General features: G+C 44.2%; 13 protein-coding genes and 2 tRNA genes. 7 read left to right on the top strand and 8 right to left on the bottom strand.

All coding sequences use genetic code 11. The features are described 5' to 3' along the window. Positions 1 to 1761 (bottom strand): signal peptide peptidase SppA, encoded by a 1761-nt coding sequence (sppA, locus tag ACP14V_RS13410; RefSeq protein ID WP_272608501.1) that lies wholly within the window; start codon positions 1759 to 1761, stop codon positions 1 to 3. A 71-nt stretch (positions 1762 to 1832) separates the two neighbouring features. On the opposite strand from sppA, the gene folK reads away from it, so the two are divergent. Then, positions 1833 to 2978 carry a 2-amino-4-hydroxy-6-hydroxymethyldihydropteridine diphosphokinase gene (gene folK, locus ACP14V_RS13415; RefSeq protein ID WP_272608503.1) on the top strand — a complete coding sequence of 382 codons (1146 nt, stop codon included), beginning with the start codon at positions 1833 to 1835 and terminating at the stop codon, positions 2976 to 2978. A gap of 104 nt (positions 2979 to 3082) precedes the next feature. Here folK and ACP14V_RS13420 read toward each other — a convergent pair whose 3' ends face one another. Beyond that, positions 3083 to 3634, bottom strand: coding sequence for an RNA methyltransferase (locus ACP14V_RS13420; RefSeq protein ID WP_136566593.1), 552 nt, complete (start codon positions 3632 to 3634; stop codon positions 3083 to 3085). A 282-nt stretch (positions 3635 to 3916) separates the two neighbouring features. On the opposite strand from ACP14V_RS13420, the gene mutS reads away from it, so the two are divergent. The 5 genes from mutS to ACP14V_RS13445 all read left to right on the top strand — a co-directional run bounded on the left by mutS (position 3917) and on the right by ACP14V_RS13445 (position 8679). Beyond that, a complete protein-coding gene (gene mutS / locus ACP14V_RS13425; protein WP_272608505.1) occupies positions 3917 to 6520 on the top strand; it encodes a DNA mismatch repair protein MutS in 2604 nt (867 codons plus the stop codon). 185 nt (positions 6521 to 6705) lie between these two features. After that, positions 6706 to 6778: transfer RNA gene (locus ACP14V_RS13430), tRNA-Gly, on the top strand. A 40-nt stretch (positions 6779 to 6818) separates the two neighbouring features. Then, positions 6819 to 6903 (top strand) — tRNA-Leu (locus tag ACP14V_RS13435). A 536-nt stretch (positions 6904 to 7439) separates the two neighbouring features. After that, on the top strand, positions 7440 to 8087 hold the full coding sequence (locus tag ACP14V_RS13440) for an outer membrane beta-barrel protein (protein ID WP_272608507.1): 648 nt from the start codon (positions 7440 to 7442) through the stop codon (positions 8085 to 8087). Positions 8088 to 8100: 13 nt separating this feature from the next. Then, positions 8101 to 8679, top strand: coding sequence for a hypothetical protein (locus ACP14V_RS13445; protein ID WP_272608509.1), 579 nt, complete (start codon positions 8101 to 8103; stop codon positions 8677 to 8679). A 249-nt stretch (positions 8680 to 8928) separates the two neighbouring features. Here the strand turns inward: ACP14V_RS13445 and ACP14V_RS13450 are convergent, their stop codons facing one another. Together ACP14V_RS13450 and ACP14V_RS13455 are read right to left on the bottom strand one after the other, a co-directional pair. Beyond that, positions 8929 to 10377 carry a hypothetical protein gene (locus tag ACP14V_RS13450; protein ID WP_272608511.1) on the bottom strand — a complete coding sequence of 483 codons (1449 nt, stop codon included), beginning with the start codon at positions 10375 to 10377 and terminating at the stop codon, positions 8929 to 8931. Positions 10378 to 10394: 17 nt separating this feature from the next. Next, positions 10395 to 13208, bottom strand: coding sequence for a TonB-dependent receptor domain-containing protein (locus ACP14V_RS13455; RefSeq protein ID WP_272608513.1), 2814 nt, complete (start codon positions 13206 to 13208; stop codon positions 10395 to 10397). Between the two features lie 682 nt (positions 13209 to 13890). Between ACP14V_RS13455 and ACP14V_RS13460 the strand changes: the two genes are divergently transcribed. Next, complete coding sequence (locus ACP14V_RS13460) at positions 13891 to 15144, top strand: NRAMP family divalent metal transporter (RefSeq protein WP_272608515.1); 1254 nt, start codon at positions 13891 to 13893, stop codon at positions 15142 to 15144. On the opposite strand, the gene ACP14V_RS13465 is transcribed toward ACP14V_RS13460, so the two are convergent. The 4 genes from ACP14V_RS13465 to fabD form a co-directional block, all read right to left on the bottom strand. Continuing rightward, positions 15141 to 17093 (bottom strand): OmpA family protein, encoded by a 1953-nt coding sequence (locus ACP14V_RS13465; protein ID WP_272608517.1) that lies wholly within the window; start codon positions 17091 to 17093, stop codon positions 15141 to 15143. The two genes, ACP14V_RS13460 and ACP14V_RS13465, sit on opposite strands and share 4 nt — an antisense overlap. Before the next feature lies 1 nt (position 17094). Then, the gene (locus tag ACP14V_RS13470; protein WP_272608519.1) at positions 17095 to 18090 is read right to left on the bottom strand and encodes a PorP/SprF family type IX secretion system membrane protein; all 996 of its coding nucleotides are present in this window, start codon (positions 18088 to 18090) and stop codon (positions 17095 to 17097) included. 8 nt (positions 18091 to 18098) lie between these two features. Next, positions 18099 to 23294, bottom strand: a complete 5196-nt coding sequence (locus ACP14V_RS13475) for a Calx-beta domain-containing protein (RefSeq protein WP_424987502.1) — start codon at positions 23292 to 23294, stop codon at positions 18099 to 18101. Positions 23295 to 23541: 247 nt separating this feature from the next. Next, positions 23542 to 24423 carry an ACP S-malonyltransferase gene (gene fabD / locus ACP14V_RS13480; RefSeq protein WP_272608523.1) on the bottom strand — a complete coding sequence of 294 codons (882 nt, stop codon included), beginning with the start codon at positions 24421 to 24423 and terminating at the stop codon, positions 23542 to 23544. Between the last annotated feature and the right edge of the window lie 119 nt (positions 24424 to 24542).

The raw sequence follows: 24542 nt of genomic DNA on the forward strand, positions 1-24542 counted from the left end.
TTACTTAATGTTGAGGCTGAAAGGCATCCTAGCCTGAATTCCCTTTTGTTCGGAAGCTTGTTTAAATTCCTTTAAAATCTGATAGGCTTCGGCCCCTATTTCCTCCTTGAGGACAGATTCGCCCCATTTGGCTTTCATTCCACCCAAGTCATCCATGAATCGTTCGAAATCAGATTTATATTTGGGGTATTTTCGAATTCCAAAACCCTCTAGCCCGGCCATTTCAGCAGCAGCGGCTATGGCATCATCCAAATCACCAAGTTCATCCACCAAACCAATGGCTTGTGCATCCACTCCGCTCCATACCCTACCCTGGGCCAACGAATCCACTTGGGCCAAACTCATATTTCTCCCTTCGGCCACACGCTCCAAAAAGGTCATGTAGGTGTCTTCTATCCCTTCCTGTACCACATTGCGAAAAGAATCACTCAATGGCTCGAACAGCGAATAGTCCACCGAATTTTTGTTGGTACCCACCTGTTCCGCATTAATACCTATGTTTCCAGCCAACTCATTAATGTTGGGAATGGTCCCAAACACCCCAATAGACCCTGTTATGGTTGTTGGCTCAGCAAAAATCTTATCTCCGGCCACTCCAATGTAATACCCCCCTGATGCCGCCACGTTTCCAAAGGAAACCACTACAGGTTTTACCTCCTTGGTCAGCTTTATTTCACGCCAAATGATATCGGAGACCAAAGCACTTCCTCCAGGGGAATCTATCCGCAGGACTATGGCTTTTATGTTACTATTTTCCTTTGCTTTTTGAAGGGCATCCAACATAAGTCCCTGTCCTAAAAAATCCCTTCCACCTTCGCCATACAAAATCTCCCCTTGGGCATAGATTATGGCAACTTTGTCGCTTCCTGTATATATCTTTTCCCTGTTGGCCAAATGTACGTACTCGGCCAACTCCACATAATTGAGTTCCGTATCATCACTCACTCCCATTTTACCACGCACCAGATTTTCATATTCATCAAAATGCAGGTCACCATCAATCAACCCAGATGCGACAGCATATTTTGGTGTTCTACCACCCAAGGTATCAGCAATGATGTTCAAATTTTGTGGGGTTATATTTCTTGATACAGACACATCGGTTACAATCACATCCCAAATGGAGGTAATCAATTCCTGAATTTGCAAACGGTTTTCCGGGCTCATGGTATTGGACAAAAAGGGTTCCACTGCACTCTTGTACTTGCCATGGCGTATCACCTCCATCTTTATCCCAGTTTTTTCCTGAAAATCCTTAAAGTAGAGCACTTCAGTGAATAGTCCCTTAAAGTCCAGGGCACCCACCGGGTTTAGGTATATTTCATCGGCCACACTGGCCAAATAGTAATCTTTTTGGGTGTAAAAGTCCGAATGGGCCAAAATAAACTTCCCTGAAGATTTAAAATCCAACAGAGCTTCCCGAATCTCCCGGGTCTGAGCCACCCCCGCCTGCAAAAAACTGGTGGTTAAACTTATTCCCTTAATTTTGGAGTCCTCTTTGGCCACCTTAATGGCATGGATAATATCGTCCAATCCCATTTCTTCATCCCAAAGTCCAGCAAAAGGGCTTGTTTCGTCCTTTCCTGTGTAATCCATGATCGGTGTTGTAAATCGCAACTCCAAAATAGAGTCGGCTTTCACCACAACCCCTTCTTCCGCATTGCTTAACAGGGCAATAAAAATGAAAAACATCCCCATCACAATTCCAAACGCCACCAAACACCCCAAAATCGAGGCCAACAAGTTTCTCAAAAAGTTCATCCGCAAAAAATTAAATCCGCCCCCAAATATAACCATTGTTCCATTGTTTTGTTTACTTTGCCCTTTTGATTATGGGTCAATCTCAACACGTATATCTTTCACTGGGCAGTAATCTGGGCAATCGGTACGCAACGCTCCAAAAGGCGCTTTTTCGGATTCAACGTGAGGCAGGCGATATTTTGGCCATTTCTTCGGTTTATGAAAATCCGGCCGTGGGTTTTGAAGGCGATGATTTTCTGAACATTTGTGCTGCCTTGGTAACCCCGCTGTCCCCTTCGGAACTTTTGCAGGTGGTTTTACGGATTGAAAAGGATTTTGGCAGAGATCGTACGCAAAATATGGGCTACCAATCCCGTACCTTGGATGTTGATATCATCCTCTTTGGAAAGCAAATCATCAACACACCCGATTTGATTGTCCCCCACCCCCAGATGCAGCATCGGAAGTTTGTGCTGAAACCCTTGGCCGATATTGCCCCCCAACTATACCATCCCATACTCAACAAAGATATACGCAACTTGTTGCAGGAGTGTAGGGACAAAAGCAAATTGAAGAAGACCTCGTATAAGCTGTTTCGAAACAGGTCGGGACTTTTTTCACAATTGCAATTTATTGCCATAGAAGGAAACATTGGGGCCGGGAAGACCACCCTTTCCAAAATGATTGCCGAAGATTTCAATGCCAAGTTGGTACTGGAACGTTTTGCGGACAACCCCTTCCTTCCGAAGTTTTATGAGGATCAATCGCGCTACGCCTTTCCTTTGGAAATGTCCTTTTTGGCAGACCGCTACCAACAATTTACGGATGATACCTCCCAATTTGACCTGTTCAAGAATTTCATGGTCAGTGATTATGATATTTACAAGTCGTTGATCTTTGCCAAGATTACCCTGCAAGCAGACGAGTACAATCTATACCGAAAGGTTTTCACCTTTATGTACAAGGAGGTAAAAAAGCCGGACATATACCTATATCTCTATCAAAATACCGAACGTCTTTTGGACAACATTAAGAAAAGAGGTCGAGATTATGAGCAGAACATCGATCCTGGATATTTGGACAAAATAAACCGGGGATATTTGGATTTTATGAAGACGCTTCCCCATCAAAACAGTATGATTCTGGATTTGAGCGAGTTGGATTTTGTAAACAAGCCAACCGATTATGAAACTATTTTGGAACGGTTGGAAGACAACATTCTCGCACTATCCTTTTAGCAAAATTTTTAGAAAATGTTTGGATATAACGAATGGTTTTATTTTATTAGTCCCCGCTTAAAAAGCAACTAACTAACTCAAACTATATATTTGGCCCTGATTTTTCAGGGCTTTTTTGTTTTATTGAGGCTCATTTTTGACCACAAGTCCCAAACTACCACGCCCACACTTACCGAAATGTTCAACGAATGTTTGGTGCCAAACTGCGGAATTTCCAAAACTGTATCGCAAGCCGTGACTACCTCTTGGGAAACACCTTTCACCTCATTTCCAAAAACCAACGCCAAGGTTTCATTGGCGTCGCAAACAAAATCATTGAGCATGGTAGCATTTTCGGCCTGTTCCACGGCAATGGTATGGACACCTATGTCCTTCAGTTCCCCTACCAACTCCAAAGTACTTTTCCTATATTCCCAGGCCACACTTTCGGTTGCCCCAAGTGCAGTTTTACGGATATCCTTGTGTGGAGGGGTGGCCGTAATGCCACATAAATATATTTTTTGGATCCGGAACGCATCGGCAGTACGGAACACCGAACCGATATTGTTCAGGCTTCGGATATTGTCCAACACCAAAATGATCGGTGTTTTTTCCGCTTCCTTAAACGCCTCCACATCCAACCGTCCCAATTCACTGTTTTCCAGTTTCCTGTTCATTTTTTTAACCATTCCGTCCAAAATATCAACAAAAATTTTTGATGGATGATGAAAACGATATATTCGTTCCAACATCCCGTGGTGTAAGGTGTTTTGTTTGACAAAATCCCTAACCAATGGTTTTTTGTCGTCTTGAGCGCAGTCGAAAGGTCAACAAAAAACATCTCGACTGCGCTCGATGTGACAACGAGTTTTATAATCAACTTTACCCAAACAGAGCAAAAATAAAAGAATAATATCGCTTTGGCAGCCAAGAACAAAACAAAGAAGGTTACCCCTTTAATGCAACAGTACAATGCCATCAAGGTAAAACACCCTGATGCCTTATTGCTGTTCCGTGTTGGGGATTTTTATGAAACCTTCGGGGAGGATGCTATTAAAGCCGCCAAGATTTTGGGGATAATCCTTACCCATAGGAACAATGGTGGTGACAAAACAGAATTGGCGGGTTTTCCCCATCACTCACTCAACACTTATCTTCCCAAATTAGTAAAGGCTGGGCAACGTGTGGCCATTTGCGACCAGTTGGAAGACCCCAAGCAGACCAAAAGCATTGTTAAGCGTGGGGTAACCGAACTGGTAACCCCAGGGGTAGCCCTTAATGACGATATCCTTTCCGCGAAGAGCAACAATTTCTTGTGCGCCGTACATTTTGGCCGAAATAAAATGGGAATTTCCTTCCTGGACATTTCCACTGGGGAGTTTTTAACCTCGGAAGGTTCCATGGAACAAATGGACAAGCTCCTTCAAAATTTTGCCCCCAATGAGGTATTGGTCTCCAAAAGCCACAAAAAAGAGTTTATGGAGGTTTTTGGTAGCCAACTCCACAGTTTCTTTATGGAAGATTGGATTTTCCAGGAAGATTATGCCCATGAGAGCCTCAACAACCATTTTGGCACGCAAACTTTAAAGGGTTTTGGGATTGACCACCTCAATCTAGGAATCATTGCTTCTGGCGCGGTGCTGCATTACCTTTCCGAAACCCAACATAGCCGTCTTCAACACATCAACAGGATTCAACGTATTGCGGAGGAGGAGTATGTCTGGATGGACCGATTTACCATCCGGAATCTGGAATTGTACCATTCACCCCATCAAAATGCGGTGACACTATTGCATATTATAGACCGGACCCTATCTCCCATGGGCGGAAGATTGTTGAAACGTTGGTTGGCCCTTCCGCTTAAAAATTTAGATCGTATTCGCGAACGCCATGAGGTTGTGGCCCATTTGAAAGACAGCGAAGAATCCCTCGAAAAAATACAGCACTGGATCAAACCCATGGGCGATTTGGAACGACTCATCTCCAAACTGGCCACGGGAAAAATCAACCCAAAAGAGGTTGTTCAACTAAAAAATTCCTTGGAAGCCTTGGTTCCCATCAAACAGTTGGCCCAAGAAAGTTCCAATACCTCCCTAAAGTCCATCGGGAAGCGATTGGATGCCTGCGAGGCGCTACGCTCCAAAATCAAGGAAGTGCTTAATGAAGAAGCTCCGGTAAACCTTGCCAAAGGCCATACCATTGCCAACGGGTATTCGGAAGAGTTGGATGAGTTGCGCAGCTTGGCTTTTTCTGGCAAAGATTATCTGGACAAAATGTTGGAACGTGAAACTAAGCAAACAGGAATCACTTCGCTGAAAATTGCTTCCAACAACGTTTTTGGCTACTATATTGAAGTCCGAAACACCCATAAAGATAAAGTCCCAGAAAGTTGGATCCGCAAACAGACCTTGGTGAATGCAGAACGTTACATCACGGAAGAGCTTAAAGAATACGAGGCCAAGATCTTGGGAGCCGAAGAACGCATCCTTATTCTGGAACAGCAGTTGTTTGAACAACTCTTGATGTGGATGCAGGAATACATTGCCCCTGTCCAGCAAAATGCCCATCTGATTGCCCAATTGGATTGCCTATGCGGATTTGCCCAACTGGCCAAGGAAAATGGGTATGTGGAACCTCTTGTGGATGAATCCACCGAACTCCACATCAAAGAGGGACGGCATCCGGTCATTGAAAAACAATTGCCCTTGGGCGAGAGTTATGTGACCAACGATGTACTCCTGAACCGGGAGGAGCAACAGATCATCATGATCACCGGGCCCAACATGAGTGGTAAGTCGGCCATATTACGGCAAACGGCCCTCATTGTACTCTTGGCCCAAATGGGAAGTTTTGTTCCAGCTTCGGAGGCCAAAATTGGTTTAGTGGACAAGATTTTTACCCGTGTGGGGGCCAGTGACAATATTTCCATGGGTGAATCCACTTTTATGGTGGAAATGAACGAAACGGCTTCCATACTCAACAATTTATCCGAGCGTAGTTTGGTGCTTTTGGATGAGATTGGCCGGGGTACGAGTACCTATGATGGCATTTCCATTGCTTGGGCCATATCGGAATACCTCCATGAGCATCCGGCACGCGCCAAGACCCTTTTTGCCACCCATTACCACGAGCTCAACGAGATGACGGCCACTTTTTCCCGAATCAAAAATTACAATGTATCGGTAAAGGAATTGAAGGATAATGTGCTTTTCCTTCGGAAATTGGTACCTGGGGGCAGTGAACACAGTTTTGGAATCCATGTAGCCAAGATGGCCGGCATGCCCCAACAGGTGATCCAAAAGGCCAATAAAATCCTTAAAAAGCTGGAAAAATCGCATTCCAGCGAGGAGATGACGGACAAACTGCAAAGCGCACAAAATGCCCGCCTGCCGGACGGGCAGGAAATGCAGTTGAGTTTCTTTAATCTGGACGATCCCTTGTTGGAGGAAATCAAGGAGGAAATCCTTCATTTGGACATAGATACCCTGACCCCGGTCGAGGCCTTGATGAAATTGAACGAGATCAAAAGACTGTTGGGCAAAAAGAAAACAGCATCCTCTTAAAAAAATTCTTTCTGTTTTAGAGAAAAACATTAAATTTGCATCCGCACTGAAAAAAAGTGCAGAGTTCTTTAAAATGCGAAAATAGCTCAGTTGCCCGCCCGGATGAACGAGTTCATCGTTCGGACGGGGTAGAGCAAAACTTTAAGTCAAAAATTATTGGCTTTGGTTGAAAAGTGGCAAAACATGCGAAAATAGCTCAGTTGGTAGAGCATCACCTTGCCAAGGTGGAGGTCGCGGGTTCGAATCCCGTTTTTCGCTCTAAAACGCTGCTTGCAGCGTTTTTTTGTTTCAAGTCCAGGCTCGAGTGGTGGAATTGGTAGACACGCCGGACTTAAAATCCTGTGGGCATTATGCCCGTGCGGGTTCAAGTCCCGCCTCGAGTACAGAAATCCCTTTTAACTTATTGGTTACTAGGGATTTTTTTATTTTAAAGTTTACATTTCCCCATGTCTTCTCCATTTTCTTTATTTCCAACAGATTATATAATCTATAATATCCAATTAGTTGGTTAATTTAGATAATTCAACTTGTAGACACGCCGGACTTAAAATCTTTATTTGTTTAATTATTAGCTTTTATGGATTTTTATTTATCCTCTTTCCTGATTTTATATTCCTTTCACCGATTTAGCAAATAGATCTTTATACCCTTGTTGATTTTTCAATAGTTCTTTGAACCATTTGAATATGAATGGATGAGTAAGTACAGGGTATTTCCTTTTCGGGAATATTCTATACAACCATACCTTTCAAGGCCGCGCATTCGAAGTATTTACATTAGTTGGCCCATATAAAAGCCGAGGTCGCTCAGAATCAAAAAATGCTTAATCCTTATTCTGGATCCATGAAGAGACAATCAAAATAAAACTTGTTTGTAAGAAAATATTTATTGATTTTTAGGCAGATAATTAAATCAAGCTTTGAAAACCACATTTCGAAACCTCGCAATTGCCACTCTTTGGGCTCTGTTCTTTTTTACATCAGCCAACTTATATTCACAAAACAAAAGCACTTGGGGAATAAACTTTGGAGCCACATATACTTCCCTTTGGGGAAATGAGTATGCAAGAGCCGTGAAATATGACATTGGCACCCTATTGGGACTACACTATAGTTTTGAGATTACCCCTGGCATTATTTTAGCGGCCAATGTCAATTACGAACGTCGTACTATTGACGGCAAAGGAGTTTACTACAATTATCAGGGTCGCCCAATTGAAGAATATAGCTTTAAAGACAAGTACCATTACTTAAACTTACCTGTTCTTGTTAAGGTTCCTTTTGGTCAAAAAGAGCTTTGGTTTATGGATTTAGGACCATTTATCAATATTCTTTTGGATGATTCAATTCGAAGGGAGGGCATCAACTCATCCTTCAAAACATTGGATTATGGCATTACCGCAGGCTTGGGAAAGGAGTTTCCAACAAAAGGAAATTCAAGCTTTATACTCGAACTACAATCAGAGCTAGGACTAGCGAACACTATGGACCATGAAAGCTTCGATTCAAATGCGCAGACAAAGAGGACAAGTACTATAAAGCTTCTTTTTACTTGGGTTTTTAATTAAAATATAACAATCTATGAAGCATCTTTTGATCGGTCTAATCTTATTCTCCATCCTAATTTCCCCTTCAGTTCAGGCCCAAGATTCTGAACCTGTAGTCTCCAGCAACAGGTCGGTCATCTATTTTGTAAGGGCAAATTCCATGGGATCTTTGGTCAACTTTACTTATTTTGATGGGGAAAAGGCAATCGGAAAGTTCAACGGAAGGAAATATCTCAAATACGAATGTGAGCCTGGCCAGCATTTGTTTTGGGCCAGATCGGAAAACAGATCTTTTGTGGAGGCCAATTTGGAAGGCGGGAAAGCCTACATGATCGAAGCACTTCCCAGAATGGGGGGACTTAAAGCTACGGTAAAGCTTGTTCCCGTAGATGTCAAATCCCACAATATGAAGAAAATCAAAAAACTATTTTCAAAGAGAAGTGCGATTACATTTACCCAACAAGAACTTTTGGAACTACAAGAAGAAATGAATGAGGTGATTATCCGCGGTATGGAAAGATATAATAAAGGCAAGGAAGAAGGAGAGCATATGGTTGAGCTAAAACCTGAGATGAGCATTGATATTTCCACAATCAATCCCAATTCCAAATGATATCGTAAAAATCCAATAGTAAATTGGATCTATACATCTTTAATTCTTGAAAAATATAAATAGATTGTTTATTGCTTACCTAATTTAAGTGACAGCATGAAAAATGCAAGAGCAAAAAAACTCTGCAAACCTTTTACTTATAAGGTTTTTAATTTTATATAGCCTTCCCAAATCCATATCTGTACCAACAAAAAATGGCCAGTAAATACTGACCATTCTTCGAGCTAATTCAAATATGTATTTTTTGTCTTAATGGAAAGGCAATACAAAATTTGAAGTTTTATTGGCCACCAAGATCTCTGTTACGTTAATCGTTGTGGTTGCCTCTGCTGCTTCAGCATCATACGTAATGGCATCCAATTGAGTCTTGACAACGTCTATGAACGGAGGAATAAGTGCTACGGTTCCCAAGTCTCCTGCAGAAATATTCTCGTTCTGCAACACTTCATTCTCATCCACAATTAATTTAAGGCCCATGTCCACAAAACGTAGACCTTCCGCAATAAACACTTCCTGTCTTGTTCTGTACAACAACTCCAACCCGGCATCATCAGCAGTTAAACCTGCTATTTCAGCCGTAGTCAAAGAAGTACCTGAAACAGAAGGAACATCTATCCTTCCGCTGTGTCTATTTAAAACAAGGCCTGATCTTCCGTTAACCACAACAATGGTTGAGTCCGGTCTAGATCCAGGGCTATCTTCGGTTCTACCTTCAATATTATCGTCTATGTTTCTTACTTCCCTGGTTGCGATCAATTCCAAAAGCTCAGTTAGATTGGCTTGAGCCGCAGGCACATTGTTGTCAGACAAATTAGCTTCAGCCAAAATCAACAAGGCTTCTTCCGCTTTTAGGTAATGGATAGGTGCATCCTCAACATCATCCAAGAAAGAATACTTGGGATCTAGAAAATCCAACGAAGGTAATGGCTGCAAATCATCAAAAGTAGACCTCTCATAAATCGCATCTTCAAATCGGTTGCCGGACTGTGTTCCATTTGGCACCAAATCAGGAGCCGACTCATCAAATCTTACCGTGTTATCAAACGCTCTGTTAATATCCAAAGCATCATTTGCAGAAGCAACGGCAGCAGCTTTGTTGCCCAAGTAATAATTGGCTCTGGCTTTCGCCAAGTGATATTTGGTTTCGCTACCGTTCAAACCAATTGCAATATCAAATTGTGCAATGGCATTTTGATAATGTTGAGCAGAAGGCACCATTGGCCCGCGAGGTTCTTGCGGCAATGCTGGAAAATACATGGCAGAATACAGGTAAGCCATTCCTAAATAGAAATTGTACTCTGCTTCTGTGGCCGTAGTATATTCTGGATCGGCAGGCCCTACTTTTTCAAGTCCGAAAATGGCCATTTCCCGAAGACGTGCCACTTCACGCGTTGCATCCCTTAGGTCTGGATCGGCAGGTTGAAACTCCAAATTATCCAAAAATTGGTTAAAGAAAGTCTCTACGTTTACATAGTTGTCCGAGCCCAGCTCGGCCAATACCAAAATCTCATTGTACACAAAGCCCATGTTTCTTTCTATACCACTCAGCCAAATAGCGGAAGAGTTAGGCTGTCCTACAACGGATTGCTCAGAAAGGGTAGGGTTTTCCACGTCGGTAAAATCCACTACACTGCTGAAATCATCTGTACAGTTCAGTAAAGAGAGTACCGCGACTGCGATTAAAACTATTTTTTTCATATTCTTTTTTTATTCGATTAAAACTGAAACCTTAGTGAACTCATAAAGATTCTTGGAGCGGATTCGGTTCCGTATGCAAATCCACCACTGGAGAATCCGTTCTGTGCCCCAATACCTGAACCTGTTGCTTCTGGGTCAAAATTCCCTGCAGTCCAGTTAAATGGATTTGTCACTGTTACTCCAAACTTTACACTGGAGAAAGGCTTTAGAACATCTCCGAAGTTATAGGTAGCACCAATGTTTCTGATTTTGAAGAAATCGTTATCAAAAACAAAGTAGTTTACATAATTGAACGGACTTGTAGTCCCAACCAAATCATCAGGAATACCTGTATTATCTATTCCTGACAAATGTCTAAGCAAGAAACTCAAGTCTGTGATCTTTCCACCATATTGATAATCCCCGGAAACAAAGAAGTTGACCTTGTCTTTCCAAGAGTAGTTCAAGTTTACGGTACCAAACTTAGGTGCGAAAGTTTTACCCAAAGAGCTGTTGGTCTCAAAGCTGTAGCTACCATCATCTTGACGAATGGCTGCGGTTCCTCTCAAGAAACCAAGGCTTTCACCCTCTGCAACAACAGATCCCAAAACGTTGAATCCACCAACAACAAAAGGTGCTGCTCCTCCTGTATCCACAACGTTGTTCTCGTTGGTGTTATAGGATACGGTAAAATCCAATTGGTGATCTTGTGTTTGAAGTACAAATGCCCTTAATTCAAATTCCCATCCTTTATTTTCCACCTCACCAATATTCATGATTTGGTTTTGCGATCCTTCGGATGGTGGTTTTACCGGAGTAAACAATGCATCTTCGGTAATGGCCTTATAACGTGTACCGCTAAGATTCACTCTATTGCCAAACAAGCCCAATTCAAGACCAAATTCAGTGGTTTTTACCGTTTCTGAAATCAAATCATTGTTTCCAGGGTTTGCAAATGAGAATGCAGGAACCCCTAAAAATGGGCTTAGTTCAAAGGTCTTATCTTGAGAGAAGGGGCGTGCGAAATTTGTGGCCTCACCATAATTACCTCTTACTCTTACTGTAGAGACAATATCGCTGATTCCACTTTCTCTATAGAAATCATGATCCGAAACATTATACGTTAACCCTACCTTGGGTAGCAACAAAGGCTTGGTATTGTCACCGGCAGAAGTATTCTTATCCAATCTTCCACCAAATTCCAAGAAGGCTACGTCATATATTCCAAGGTTCTCCAAGAAATACAATCCATAGTTGGCATTTTCCAACACATAATCAGATGCAGATTGGGTTGGGAAGAAGTCAATTCTTCTAGTTCCATCAACACCTCCCGATCCATCCAATCGGTTTTGCCTATCCGTAGTTCTAAAAAACTGTCCACCCAAAATGGTCACAAAAGAAAAATTCTCGGTCTCTGCCCTATGGGTCAAGTTCAAATCTCCAGTAACCACAAAATTGTTTCTGATCACCCTAGCAAGTTCAGCTTTATTCGTAGTTCCTGGGTTTTCGGCACCAATGGCCACAAGGAAAGCATTGGACTGCAAGTTCTCTTGGGTTGTGGTTCTGTAATCCACACCAATAGTTGCATTCGCTTGGATTGAACTATTCACATCATAAATAAACTTATTGGAACCCGTAAACCTACTGGTTTTGCTGGTTATATCCACAAGGGAACCAACCTCATCTGAATTGGCCAAAACTGAAGCCCATTCAGCATCGGTCATCTCATCCAAATTGCCATAAGAACCACCTTCAAAATTTGAGAATCTTGAAAAGTTCACATTGGCATTGTAATCCAAGTTGGAATCAAAACTTACAAAGGAGAATGATCCTTGGTACTTAAAGTTATCCGTTACATTGGCAGTATAACCAAAGGTAAAAGTTCTTCTAACTTGCTCGTTTAGTTTGTTAAAACCATCATCCTTGTAAAGACTTCCTCCAAAGTTATAGGAGAATTTTTCTGAACCACCACTAAAACCTAAACGGTATTCTTGGGAAAATCCAGGAGCAAAAAGAGCTTCAGCCGTTCTGTCGTACTTTAAAAAGTCGGTAGTCGCCTTGATTACACCCAAACGGCTTTCAAAGAAAGCAGTAGACTTACCGGCTTTTCCTTTTTTGGTGATGATCTGAATCACACCATTGGCAGCATCCGCACCATATAGTGTGGTTGCGGCACCACCTTTAATGTATTCAATTCTTTCAATGGATTCTACTGGAATATCAGCAAGTGCAGAAACGTTTGCACCTCCTGTATCCAATCCCAATTCTGGGTTAGAGTTCAAGTTATCCACTCGAACACCATCAACAATAACAACCGGAGTTGATGAAGAAGCGGCCGAAATAGGACCTCTTGTCCTGATGATGGAAGCAGTTCCAGGCTGTCCTGAACTCAATCTAACCTGAGCACTGGGAGCCGTTGCTTGTAACATTTGATCAATTTGGTTGGATGGAAGTCTTTCTATTTCCTCAGAATCCAGTACATCAACCGTAGTCGATAGCTTTCTCTTCGCAATACCTGAACCCTGACCCGTTACAATAACTTCTGCCAAAGCTTGGGCATCATCTTCCATTTGTACATTAATAGTACTGGACGCCTCAATGGTTCTCTGTACGGTTTTCTGACCTAGATAACTAAAACGCAATACTTGTCCCTGACTTACACTGATGACATAATTACCATCAAAATCTGTCTGTGTACCATTGGTTGTACCAACCACAACAATTGAAACACCAGGAAGTGGGGAGTCGTACTGATCCGTCACAGTTCCTGTAACCGTTTTCTCTTGTGCAAAAGAAAACGAAAGATTCAGCACTGTAAAAAGCACTGAAATCCACATTAATTTGGTTTTCATTTAATGATTTTTTTGAATTAGAATGGCAAAATTCCATATAAATAAGGAATTTTCCAAAGTGAAGTAGGGAAATTAAACTGTTAATGACAGAATAAGATTACGATAAAATATTGATTTATATGTAGTTGTATGCAATATTTTAACATGTTTTAATGGTGTTAAAATTGATCTAAAAGAATATCAGCTTTAAGCGATACTTTGGAAATGGACAAAACCTTCCCACGCGCATACATGCACTAAAGTTTCCAGAATGTGTTATGTGTTGTTTTTTTACACCATTGGTCTGCCACTGGTGTACTGAATCAAGGAAAACGAAATAAAGAATTCCTCTCTCCTTGCCAAAAGATTTTTTAAAGACACGCTATGCTGTTTGCTTCCACATAACGGAACCGATCTACCTGTCGTCATACTAAAAAAGTTAACTCTCCAGATGAGCACCAGGCCTTTTATCGGTCATCCCAGAAACTGCCACTTTCCTTAAAAACCACATTTTTGGTTTAGAGAGAAATGGAATCAAGTTTCATACATCTTTTACATCATAAATACGTTGGCAAAAATCATCCCCCTACATTAGAAAAAAAGAAATTCGATAACTCTCAACAAAAACATTATTTCTTCATGGATAGGGTGTTTTAAAAGAAAACCAAATTGTAGTACATTAGACCAACGCACATTATAACACATGACACAACTGAAAATGCTTCTAAAAGCCCTTGGGCCTGGGCTATTGTTTGCCAGTATGGCTATAGGAACTTCGCATTTGGTGCTATCGACCAAAGCTGGGGCCCAATATGGATGGATTATGATCATCCCTATTTTGTTGGCCAATATTTTAAAATATCCCTTTTTTGAGTTTGGCATCCGGTATACCACTGTTACCGAAAAAAGTCTGGTGGAAGGGTACCTAAATCTGGGAAAATCATATTTATGGGTGTATGCGTTTATCACCTTGATTTCAACCTTCACCGTTTTGGCTGCACTCTATGTGGTTACGGCCGGGTTGTTCATGAACCTTTTTAAGGTTACCAGTATGGGCGCCGGGACTATTTCTTTGTGTCTTTTTGTATTTATCAGTCTTCTTTTGATCATTGGCAAGTACCGGTTTCTGGAAAACTCATTAAAAGCGGTTATCTCCATATTGTTTGTGGCATTATTGGTCACCACCGCCCTAGTATTGGAAAAAGGACCTGTTCCCGGTTCTGAATCTTACATCCGTCCAGAGATATTCAACGAAGCTGGGATTCTTTTTTTAATCGGGTTAATGGGATGGATGCCCACAGCCGTTGAAGCTTCGGGATGGGTGAGCCTTTGGGGTATGGAAAACCTAAAAACCATGAAAGAGAAGCCTTCATTGAAATTAGCATTACAGGAGTTCAATCTCGGTTATTTTTTAACGGCACTTTTAGCCGTATTCTTTTTGATTATTGGATGGTTAACCCTCTATGGCACGGGAACCGAACTTAGCGGAAGTGCCGTGGTTTTTGCCGATCAAGTAGTTAGCCTGTTCACTATCCACATAGGAAACTGGGCCTATCTTTTTATTGCCGTAGCGGCTTTTGCCACCATGTTCAGTACTTGTATGACCGCACATGATGCCATTTCTAGAGTAAGTCTTGATGTACTTGAAAAACTGTATCCCAAAAAAGCCATGTTCAAGAGTAAAAATGCCTTTGCGTTTATGGTATTGTGCATGGCCATCATCAACTGGATGGTCATAACCCTTTTCGGTGCCAACATGGGAAATTTGGTTGCCTTGGCCACTTTTGTGTCCTTTGTATTGGCTCCATTATTGGGCTGGATGAACCTAAAGGCCGTTATGGGAAAAGATATACCTGAACCCTTCAAACCAAAGATTGGATTACAGGCACTTACCTATTCCGGTATCATCTTTCTTTCGCTTTTTGCCCTATACTATTGTTGGATGGTATTGGTCTAGTAATCAAAGAGGACATTATCGTTTAGGACCACAATCAATGATCTTTGGTTCTGCTGATGCAACATTTCCAGACAGAATACCCCATTGGTACAGTTATTAAGAATTTTATCTTCCCCATAACCAATGGAATATAAAATAGTGGCTTGTGGTACACCTTGCTGAACTAAATATCTCTTAATGGCATCTGATCGGGCCTGGGTCAATCTAAAGTTGGTGGAACTGCCTCCCCTACTGTCAGTATAGGTTTCTATACGCAATTGCGCAGAGGGAAAATTCTTTGCAAAAGCTACCACCTTGTCCAGCTCCGTTTCTATTTCGGCAGTTAACTTGACATCGTTTTTATCAAAGAAAAACTTCTTGAGCTTTACCACTTTCTGCCCTTCTTTTTCTTCCACTAAATCATCATACAAAGCAATTCCGATATCGTATGTTGTATTTTCAAGCTTTTGCAATTCCTCTTCAGTAAATTGTTTTGAAAACACAGAATACCGCTCTTTGGTCGATTCCAACACCACTTCCTCCTTCCAAGGGATTTCCAATCTGTAGTTACCTTCTTCGTCCGAATAGGTTTCCGCCAATAGTTCGCCATCGGTATCCATGAGTCTAATCACGGCTTTGTCCACAGTACCTGAGCCAGCAACAGACTTCACAATTTTTCCTTTAAAGGTCAAGGTCTTTAAACCTGGTTTTTCATCTACTTTAAATCCGTATAAATCGTCCTTGCCTTTTCCTCCAGGCCTATTGGAGGCAAAATATCCCAACAGTCCCTCACCTTCATTCCGCATGATCAGTCCAAAATCGTCGTCGGGCGAATTAATACCTTTCCCTAAATTAATGGGAATCCCAAATCCATCACCTTCCATATTGGATTTGTAAATATCCATCCCGCCAAGACCATAAAATACATCGGAAGCAAAGTAAAAACTGTTCTCAAATACAAAAGGCGCTATTTCGTTGCCAGGGGAATTTACCCTTGGTCCCAAATTTATGGGTGCTGACATGATCTGCCCGTTGTTGGTGTAAACAAAGTACAGGTCTGTACCACCATACCCTCCGTCAAAATTGGCAGAGAAATACAGCTTACCGCTTGCTCCATCATAAAAAGGATAGTAAAATGAAGTACTCAGGTCTTTGAGTAGCAGTTGAAACGAACCTCCTATTGCTTGTTTACCAATGGCCAGGGCATTTTTCCCATTGGTATCAAAGGCCAAGTTACCATTTTCGGTATTGGACAGGACATACAGAATGCTGTTCAACTCTTCCGAATAAAAGGGTGTTGCTTTGTGATAATCCGAATCGGTCACCTCTCTAAAAGGTTGTACACTGGAAATCTGACCGTCTGCACCCAACTGGGATTGGTATATGTTGAAATATCCTTCATTACCCGGTGCATAAGTGTTCCTTTTGGACTGCACGCGTCCGCTCGAAAACAAAAGCTGGTTTTTGTAAAAAGCTGGAGCAAAATCTGTTTGTGGACTGTTTCCCATCAAATTGAAAATCCGATAGTCCATCCCGGGTTCGGCAGCATCGTTTTGCAATAATTGTACATTGAACTCCATGTTTTCCAACAGTTCTTTTTGAAAACGGGACGACATGGTGGTCATAAAAGCGGTTCTTCGTTCCTTATTGGCCGTTTTGGAAAGACTCTGCAACATTTTGTTCAAATGATGCCCGCCCATTAGTGTATCCTTTTTGAAAAGTTCCAGGTAAGCCTCGGATGCCTTTTCAAATTTATTGGTCTGAAAATAGGAGTCGGCCAAGTTCAAAAACTGTTGTTCGGTTAACGTCCCCGAAGCCATTTCGGCCTCATAAGCATAGATGGCCTTTTGATATTCGTATTGAAAAAAGAGGTCGTCCCCTTTGGATTTTTTCTTTCCTTGGGCATAGCAGAAAACCATACCCAGAAAGGAAACCAACAGTACGGGAATTATTTTTTTTGCTACATCCATATTAGAAAAATCTTGGGGAATCTATCTGCTTGCCCTTATTCTTTGTGTTCTTTCCTTTGTTCTTGTCTTTTGAACCACCAGACCCGAAACCGCCCCTTCCAATATAAAACTTAAGAATGGCCTCGTGTGATCCTCCACTATACTCTCCAAGACCATTGGTATTGTAATCATAGGAGTAGCCAATGAACATGGCATTGGATATCTGAAATCCGGCCAACCCGCTCACCGCATTGTCAAAACGGTATGAAGCGCCAATGGTAAGTGCATCTATAAATTGAAAATTTGCCGAAAGGTTAACGTTCACAGGAGAACCTTTAAGATGATTCAATAAAAAAGCAGGCTTAAACTTGGTTCGGTCTCCCAATTGAAAAACATACCCCCCAATGGCATTAAACTGCATATTGTCTTCCACAATGGTGGCTACTTCATCATTGTACAGCCCATTGGTGAGGAAGTTTGGAGCTGAAAGTCCCAAATACCAATCCTCTTCATGGTACATAAAAAGTCCCGCACCTATGGTGGGGTAGAAACTGTTATAGTTTTCGCCAAGAATGGAGGGGTCCGATCCATTCTGAAACGAACCTTTGGAATAATCTATGTCCAACATGGAACCTCCTGCATTGATTCCAAAGGATAATTTGGTGTCGTCAGAAAGGTTGATTTGATAGGAATAGGCGGCCTCAATATAGGTTTGGTTGGATGGTCCAAGCTCATCATTGACCACATTGAGTCCAAGACCCATTTTTTCATTGGAAAGAGGCACATTTACCCCAAACCGAATGGTTGTGGGCGCACCAGGGATGTCAACCCACTGAGCTCTATACAATCCTATGATCTCTGGGCTTTCCACCGTACCTACATAAGCTGGGTTAAAACTTCCTATGTTGTACATGTATTGGGTGTACTGAGGCTCTTTTTGGGCAAAGGATCTACCCAAGCCTATAAAAACCATAAAGAGTAATACTGTCAACGTTCGTAAACCAATGTTCTCTGGCATCTTTGTCTTTATCTTATGATCTGAATCCACCCTTTTATTACCTCGGTCCCATCTCCTTGAAGGTCCAATATATAGAAATAGGTTCCTTTGGGCAAATCGCCATTCTTACCGGTTCCATCCCAAGAACTGTCATATCCATCCATGGCAAATACACTGTTCCCGTAGCGATCAAAAACTTCTAGGGTATTATTTGCAAATTGCTGATGTCCAACCAATATTAATCTATCGTTTCGCCCATCATTGTTGGGTGAAAATATGTTGCAAAGTGTTCCAGGGTCTGTACACTGGTCTCTATTCACATTCACACTTGCTGTAGCAGTATTGTTAGCCACTTCATCATCCACAGGGAAAGAAGAAGTCAACACCACAGTATTTTGTATTGTTCCCGGTGTGGTTACCCTAACGTCAATCTCCAATGTAGCCGTTTCCACGTTGGATGCCAAATCAGGTATGGTCCACTCCCCTGTTTCCGGAACGTATGTACCGATGGAAGCACTGTGACTTAAATATTCAAAGCCAGTATCCAGCAAATCGGTCACCACAATGTCGAGTATTCTATCCATCGTAGTGTTTTCCAAGGTTATGGTAAACGTAATGACATCATCTAAAAGTGGCTCATCGTTATCGACTTCTTTGGTCAAAGCCAAGTCTATATCGGCATTGGCAAAACAATCCTCCACGGTAATGGTTACTTGAACCGAACCATCATCACAAGTAGACGCATTTCCCGTAGTAGTATACTCAAACACATAATCTCCAATGGGTTGGTCAGCAAAATCCACAGTATTTCCAGCTCCTATGGCCACACCACCGTTGGAAGGATCTGTGATCAATGCCCAAGTTCCGGGATCGGCACCCGTCAGGGTATCATCCAAATCGATTACATTAGGACCATCTTCACTAACTGCATTACAGGCCACCATATCAGTAGGTGTTCCTGTTGAAGGAGCATCGGTTACCACCGCCACCACTTCTATTCGTTCCGTAGTACATCCGTTTGCGGTTGCCTCAACATAAAAAGAGGTCGTTGCTGAAATGGAAGGTGTAATAAAGACACCTCCTGTTCCCAAAGCAGTCCCTCCGGTAGGCACATCGAACCAACTTAGCACACCACTGTCCGAACTGGCAGTCAATGTTAATGTTCCCTCGCCACAACGTTCATCCCCCGTTGGATCGCTGATGATCGGAATCGGGAAATTGGTAAGCGTTATGGTTACTAGTGGACTGGCACAAGCATTCACTTCATCATAGAAAAATCCAAAATACTGTGCAGCACTACGTACCACACTACTACGGTGCGCTTCCGTATCATTGGGATCGGGGTTGGTACTCCATGTGAGTTCACTACCCACTGGGGCAATATTGGTCACATAATCGTTTAGGTCTATTTCAAAATCGCCACAAAAAACTGTTGGTAGCGAAGTATCCCTTACCGGGGCCACTCCTCCTGCATTACATACTGTGGTATCCTTATCTGAAGTGTCTTCTGCCGCCACTCCTGCACCATTGGCGTTGCTAAGGGTTACGCTTAGGGTAACCAAACCATCTGCCAGCCCGCTTAAATCTATATTGTTGACATTGTCCGCAGCGGTAGCAATAGTTCCAGAACCTGTAACAGGTGTTCCCCCTCCATCACTGGTGAACGTATAATTGTATGTAGCCCCTACTTCAGCCAAGGCAAACGTAAAGCCAATGGCCGATTGATTATCAAAATTGATGATACTTTGATCAATGGTTACCGTATAGCCTGAAGGAACCGCTGTATATTTTATAGCTGTATCTGTTGTTGGAGGTCCTTCCGTGCCCAGAAGATTACTCACTACCACTGAAAGGGTAATCACGCCATCGGGCAAACCGCTTACGTCTATATTGGATACGGTTTGATCTACAAAACTAAGGGCACCACCTCCCGTTACGGTAGCTACACCTCCATCCCCACTACTACTCAACGTATAGTCGTATGTGGTTAAAAACGTAGGGGCGTTGGAAAACGTAAAACTAATCGCACCTTGATTGGTAATATTGATGGGATCATCATTGATGGTTACCGTATAGCCATCCGGCGGAGTATCGTCTTCACTTTCAATCGTAACCGTAGCGCTGTCGGGAGCACCAATTGAATAGCCAGCTCCTGTGGCCAAGGTAACGATTACCGTTTCGTCCTCTTCGATTTCCGCATCATCTACTGGATTTACTGTTATCGTTGCGATTTGTTGTCCATTGGCCACATTTGCAGTTCCTGAAAGTGCAGTGTAATCTGCCGTAGGAGTTGCTGTTCCCGTAACAGTATAGTTTACTGGTATAGGGGAACCGGTATTGTTTACACTGCCAATATTCACCTGAAAAGTCCCTGTACTTGCTGGGCTTTCGGTTGCAAGATTGTCTGTTGCTGTTATAGTGGCCACGGCGGCATCGTCATTAAGAATGGTTCCTATTGCAGGAGAACCTGTCACAGTGACACCATTGGTCGGTATGCCCAAAGTCACTCTAAAGGTTTCATCTCCTTCAATAATGGTTTCATTGTTTATGGCCACAGTGATGTCTTGGGTCTCAGAAGCATTACCAGCAAAGAGTAGATTACCTCCTGTATTGTCATAGTCAATTCCACTACCTGTGGCAGTAAGGTTGGTAAAGGCATAAGCCACTTGTGTACCCCCAGCCACCGCATTGTTCAAAGTTACCGTGAAGACCATATTGCCTCCGACAACATTTTCTGGAACACTTTCGTCGGTTATGGTCAAAGTAGCAGAATCATCATTGGTGATCGTCCCAGCTCCCGTGCCATCCGTCAACGTCGCGTTGACAGGGTTGCTCAGCACCACAGTGAAGCCCTCCGTGGGCTCGACCGTGGTGTCCCCGTTCACGACAACCGTGATCGTGGTGCTCGGCGTACCGGCCGTGATCTGGCCCGACCCAGCGTTCAACACATAATCCCCGTCGGCAGTCGTCGCCGTTCCGTCAACCGTGGTGTAATCAAAATCTATCGTCGATGCGGCATTGCCGCCACCGTCCACACTGACGGTAAAAATAAAGTTCGTCGTGGCGCCATCGCCCTCCGCCAATGTAACATCGGATATACTGATGGGGTCCGGGGCAACGTCGTCACTGGTTATCGTCACAGTGCCGCTGGCCGGCGCACCGACCGTATAGCCCGCTCCCGCCGAAAGCGTCACAATCACCGTCTCGGCAGCCTCAACGTCAAGGTCATCGACTGGGGTAAGCGTTATCGTGGCCTGGTCCGACCCATTGGGGATGCTCACCGTGCCCGAGAGCGCGGCGTAGTCATCGACCGAGGTGGCCGTACCGCCCACGGTATACCCCACTAGCAACGGGGAACCGCTGTTGTTGGCAATGTCCAGGCTAACGGTATAGGTCCCGGTGGTCGGGCCCGCCTCAGTCGCAGTATTGTCGGTCGCCAATATCGTCGCAACGGGGTCCGGGGCAACGTCGTCACTGGTTATCGTCACAGTGCCGCTGGCCGGCGCACCGACCGTATAGCCCGCTCCCGCCGAAAGCGTCACAATCACCGTCTCGGCAGCCTCAACGTCAAGGTCATCGACTGGGGTAAGCGTTATCGTGGCCTGGTCCGACCCATTGGGGATGCTCACCGTGCCCGAGAGCGCGGCGTAGTCATCGACCGAGGTGGCCGTACCGCCCACGGTATACCCCACTAGCAACGGGGAACCGCTGTTGTTGGCAATGTCCAGGCTAACGGTATAGGTCCCGGTGGTCGGGCCCGCCTCAGTCGCAGTATTGTCGGTCGCCAATATCGTCGCAACGGGGTCCGGGGCAACGTCGTCACTGGTTATCGTCACAGTGCCGCTGGCCGGCGCACCGACCGTATAGCCCGCTCCCGCCGAAAGCGTCACAATCACCGTCTCGGCAGCCTCAACGTCAAGGTCATCGACTGGGGTAAGCGTTATCGTGGCCTGGTCCGACCCATTGGGGATGCTCACCGTGCCCGAGAGCGCGGCGTAGTCATCGACCGAGGTGGCCGTACCGCCCACGGTATACCCCACTAGCAACGGGGAACCGCTGTTGTTGGCAATGTCCAGGCTAACGGTATAGGTCCCGGTGGTCGGGCCCGCCTCAGTCGCAGTATTGTCGGTCGCCAATATCGTCGCAACGGGGTCCGGGGCAACGTCGTCACTGGTTATCGTCACAGTGCCGCTGGCCGGCGCACCGACCGTATAGCCCGCTCCCGCCGAAAGCGTCACAATCACCGTCTCGGCAGCCTCAACGTCAAGGTCATCGACTGGGGTAAGCGTTATCGTGGCCTGGTCCGACCCATTGGGGATGCTCACCGTGCCCGAGAGCGCGGCGTAGTCATCGACCGAGGTGGCCGTACCGCCCACGGTATACCCCACTAGCAACGGGGAACCGCTGTTGTTGGCAATGTCCAGGCTAACGGTATAGGTCCCGGTGGTCGGGCCCGCCTCAGTCGCAGTATTGTCGGTCGCCAATATCGTCGCAACGGGGTCCGGGGCAACGTCGTCACTGGTTATCGTCACAGTGCCGCTGGCCGGCGCACCGACCGTATAGCCCGCTCCCGCCGAAAGCGTCACAATCACCGTCTCGGCAGCCTCAACGTCAAGGTCATCGACTGGGGTAAGCGTTATCGTGGCCTGGTCCGACCCATTGGGGATGCTCACCGTGCCCGAGAGCGCGGCGTAGTCATCGACCGAGGTGGCCGTACCGCCCACGGTATACCCCACTAGCAACGGGGAACCGCTGTTGTTGGCAACGTCCAGGCTAACGGTATAGGTCCCGGTGGTCGGGCCCGCCTCAGTCGCAGTATTGTCGGTCGCCGTTATCGTGGCGATAAATACATCGTCATTAGTAATGGTATAAGTCGTCGTGGTCTGCGCACCTAATGTCGCATTTCCCGTTTCACCACTTAGCCCAAGGTTCAGTGTCTCGTTGGGCTCCACCGTGGTGTCACCCGTTATCGCAAGTGTGGGAATTGGAATTGAGCTGCCCGGGGGATATATTCCAACTGGTATGTTGACCACTTGAGGGCTTGTAAAATCGTAATCTATGCCCGATGTCGCGGTACCTGTGCCAGCGTCGGTCACGGTTACCGTTGTGGGAACCAACACAGTGCCTGTCACAAGGAGTTCTGGAAGGTTGCCCCCGGAGTCCTCGTCATCCGAACCCGTCGCCTGAGAAAATTCGACATCAACTTGCCCAAATCCGACACCCATACCCAAGAGCATACATATCCAAAACAAGGTCTTTGTTGGGCGTAAGCCAATTTGTAAACGCAATGAGGTCTTTGTTCGAAAAGATAGCATCAGCTGTTCAATGAGTTTCAGTTTCGTTCTTTTTACTTCTTTTTAAGTTGGTTTTTGGGAAAATCAATATTACTAAAAAACCTCAGAACGCCACAACTTTACAGATTAAATCTATGTTTCTTGGTTGAAATACAATTCCAACGAAAAAAATGGGGTTTTATACTGCCGCGGATGCTGTTTCCGAATCTGGATTTATCTTTTTCACCAATCCTTGCAATACCTTGCCTGGACCTACTTCCACAAAGTTTTTGGCCCCATCCTGAACCATTTGCTGCACGCTTTGCGTCCATTTTACGGGAGCGGTTAATTGTAAGATTAGATTTTTCTTGATTTCATCGGCGTTGGATACCGCTGTGGTGGTCACATTTTGATAAATTGGACAGGCTGGAGTGTTAAACTTAGTACCTTCTATGGCGGCTGCCAGTTCTTCACGGGCGGGTTCCATCAATGGGGAATGGAACGCTCCTCCTACGGGCAATAACAATGCTCTTCGCGCTCCGGCTTCCTTCAACTTTTCACAGGCGATGTTCACCGCATCCACCTCTCCGGAGATTACCAACTGCCCTGGACAATTGTAGTTTGCCGGGACCACTACGCCTTCAACTTCTGCACATATTTTTTCTACCACTGCATCATCCAGCCCCAAAACGGCCGCCATGGTACTGGGTTGTAATTCGCATGCTTTTTGCATGGCCAGGGCGCGTTGCGAAACCAATTTTAACCCGTCTTCAAAGTTTAGGGTTCCATTGGCGACCAATGCGGAAAATTCACCCAAAGAGTGTCCAGCCACCATATCGGGTTTAAAACCAGCTCCCAATACTTTGCTCAAAACAACGGAATGCAAGAAAATGGCAGGCTGGGTCACCTTGGTTTGCTTTAAATCCTCGGCAGTGCCTTCAAACATGATATCAGTTATGGAAAAGCCTAAAATATCGTTGGCGTTCTCAAACAATTCCTGAGCTTCGGAATGGTTCTCGTAAAGATCCAATCCCATACCTACAAATTGTGCGCCTTGTCCTGGAAAAATATATGCGTTCATAGTGTTCTAGTTTTTTTGAGTGCCACAAAAATAGGGATATTTTGGAATGTTGGATTATAGACTGATGGTTTGTTGGCCCACTGGTTTTTTTGATTGAACTATTGCTGTTCTGCCAAGAT

This window comes from Flagellimonas alvinocaridis (assembly GCF_965248585.1).
GTDB classification, from domain to species: domain Bacteria; phylum Bacteroidota; class Bacteroidia; order Flavobacteriales; family Flavobacteriaceae; genus Flagellimonas; species Flagellimonas alvinocaridis.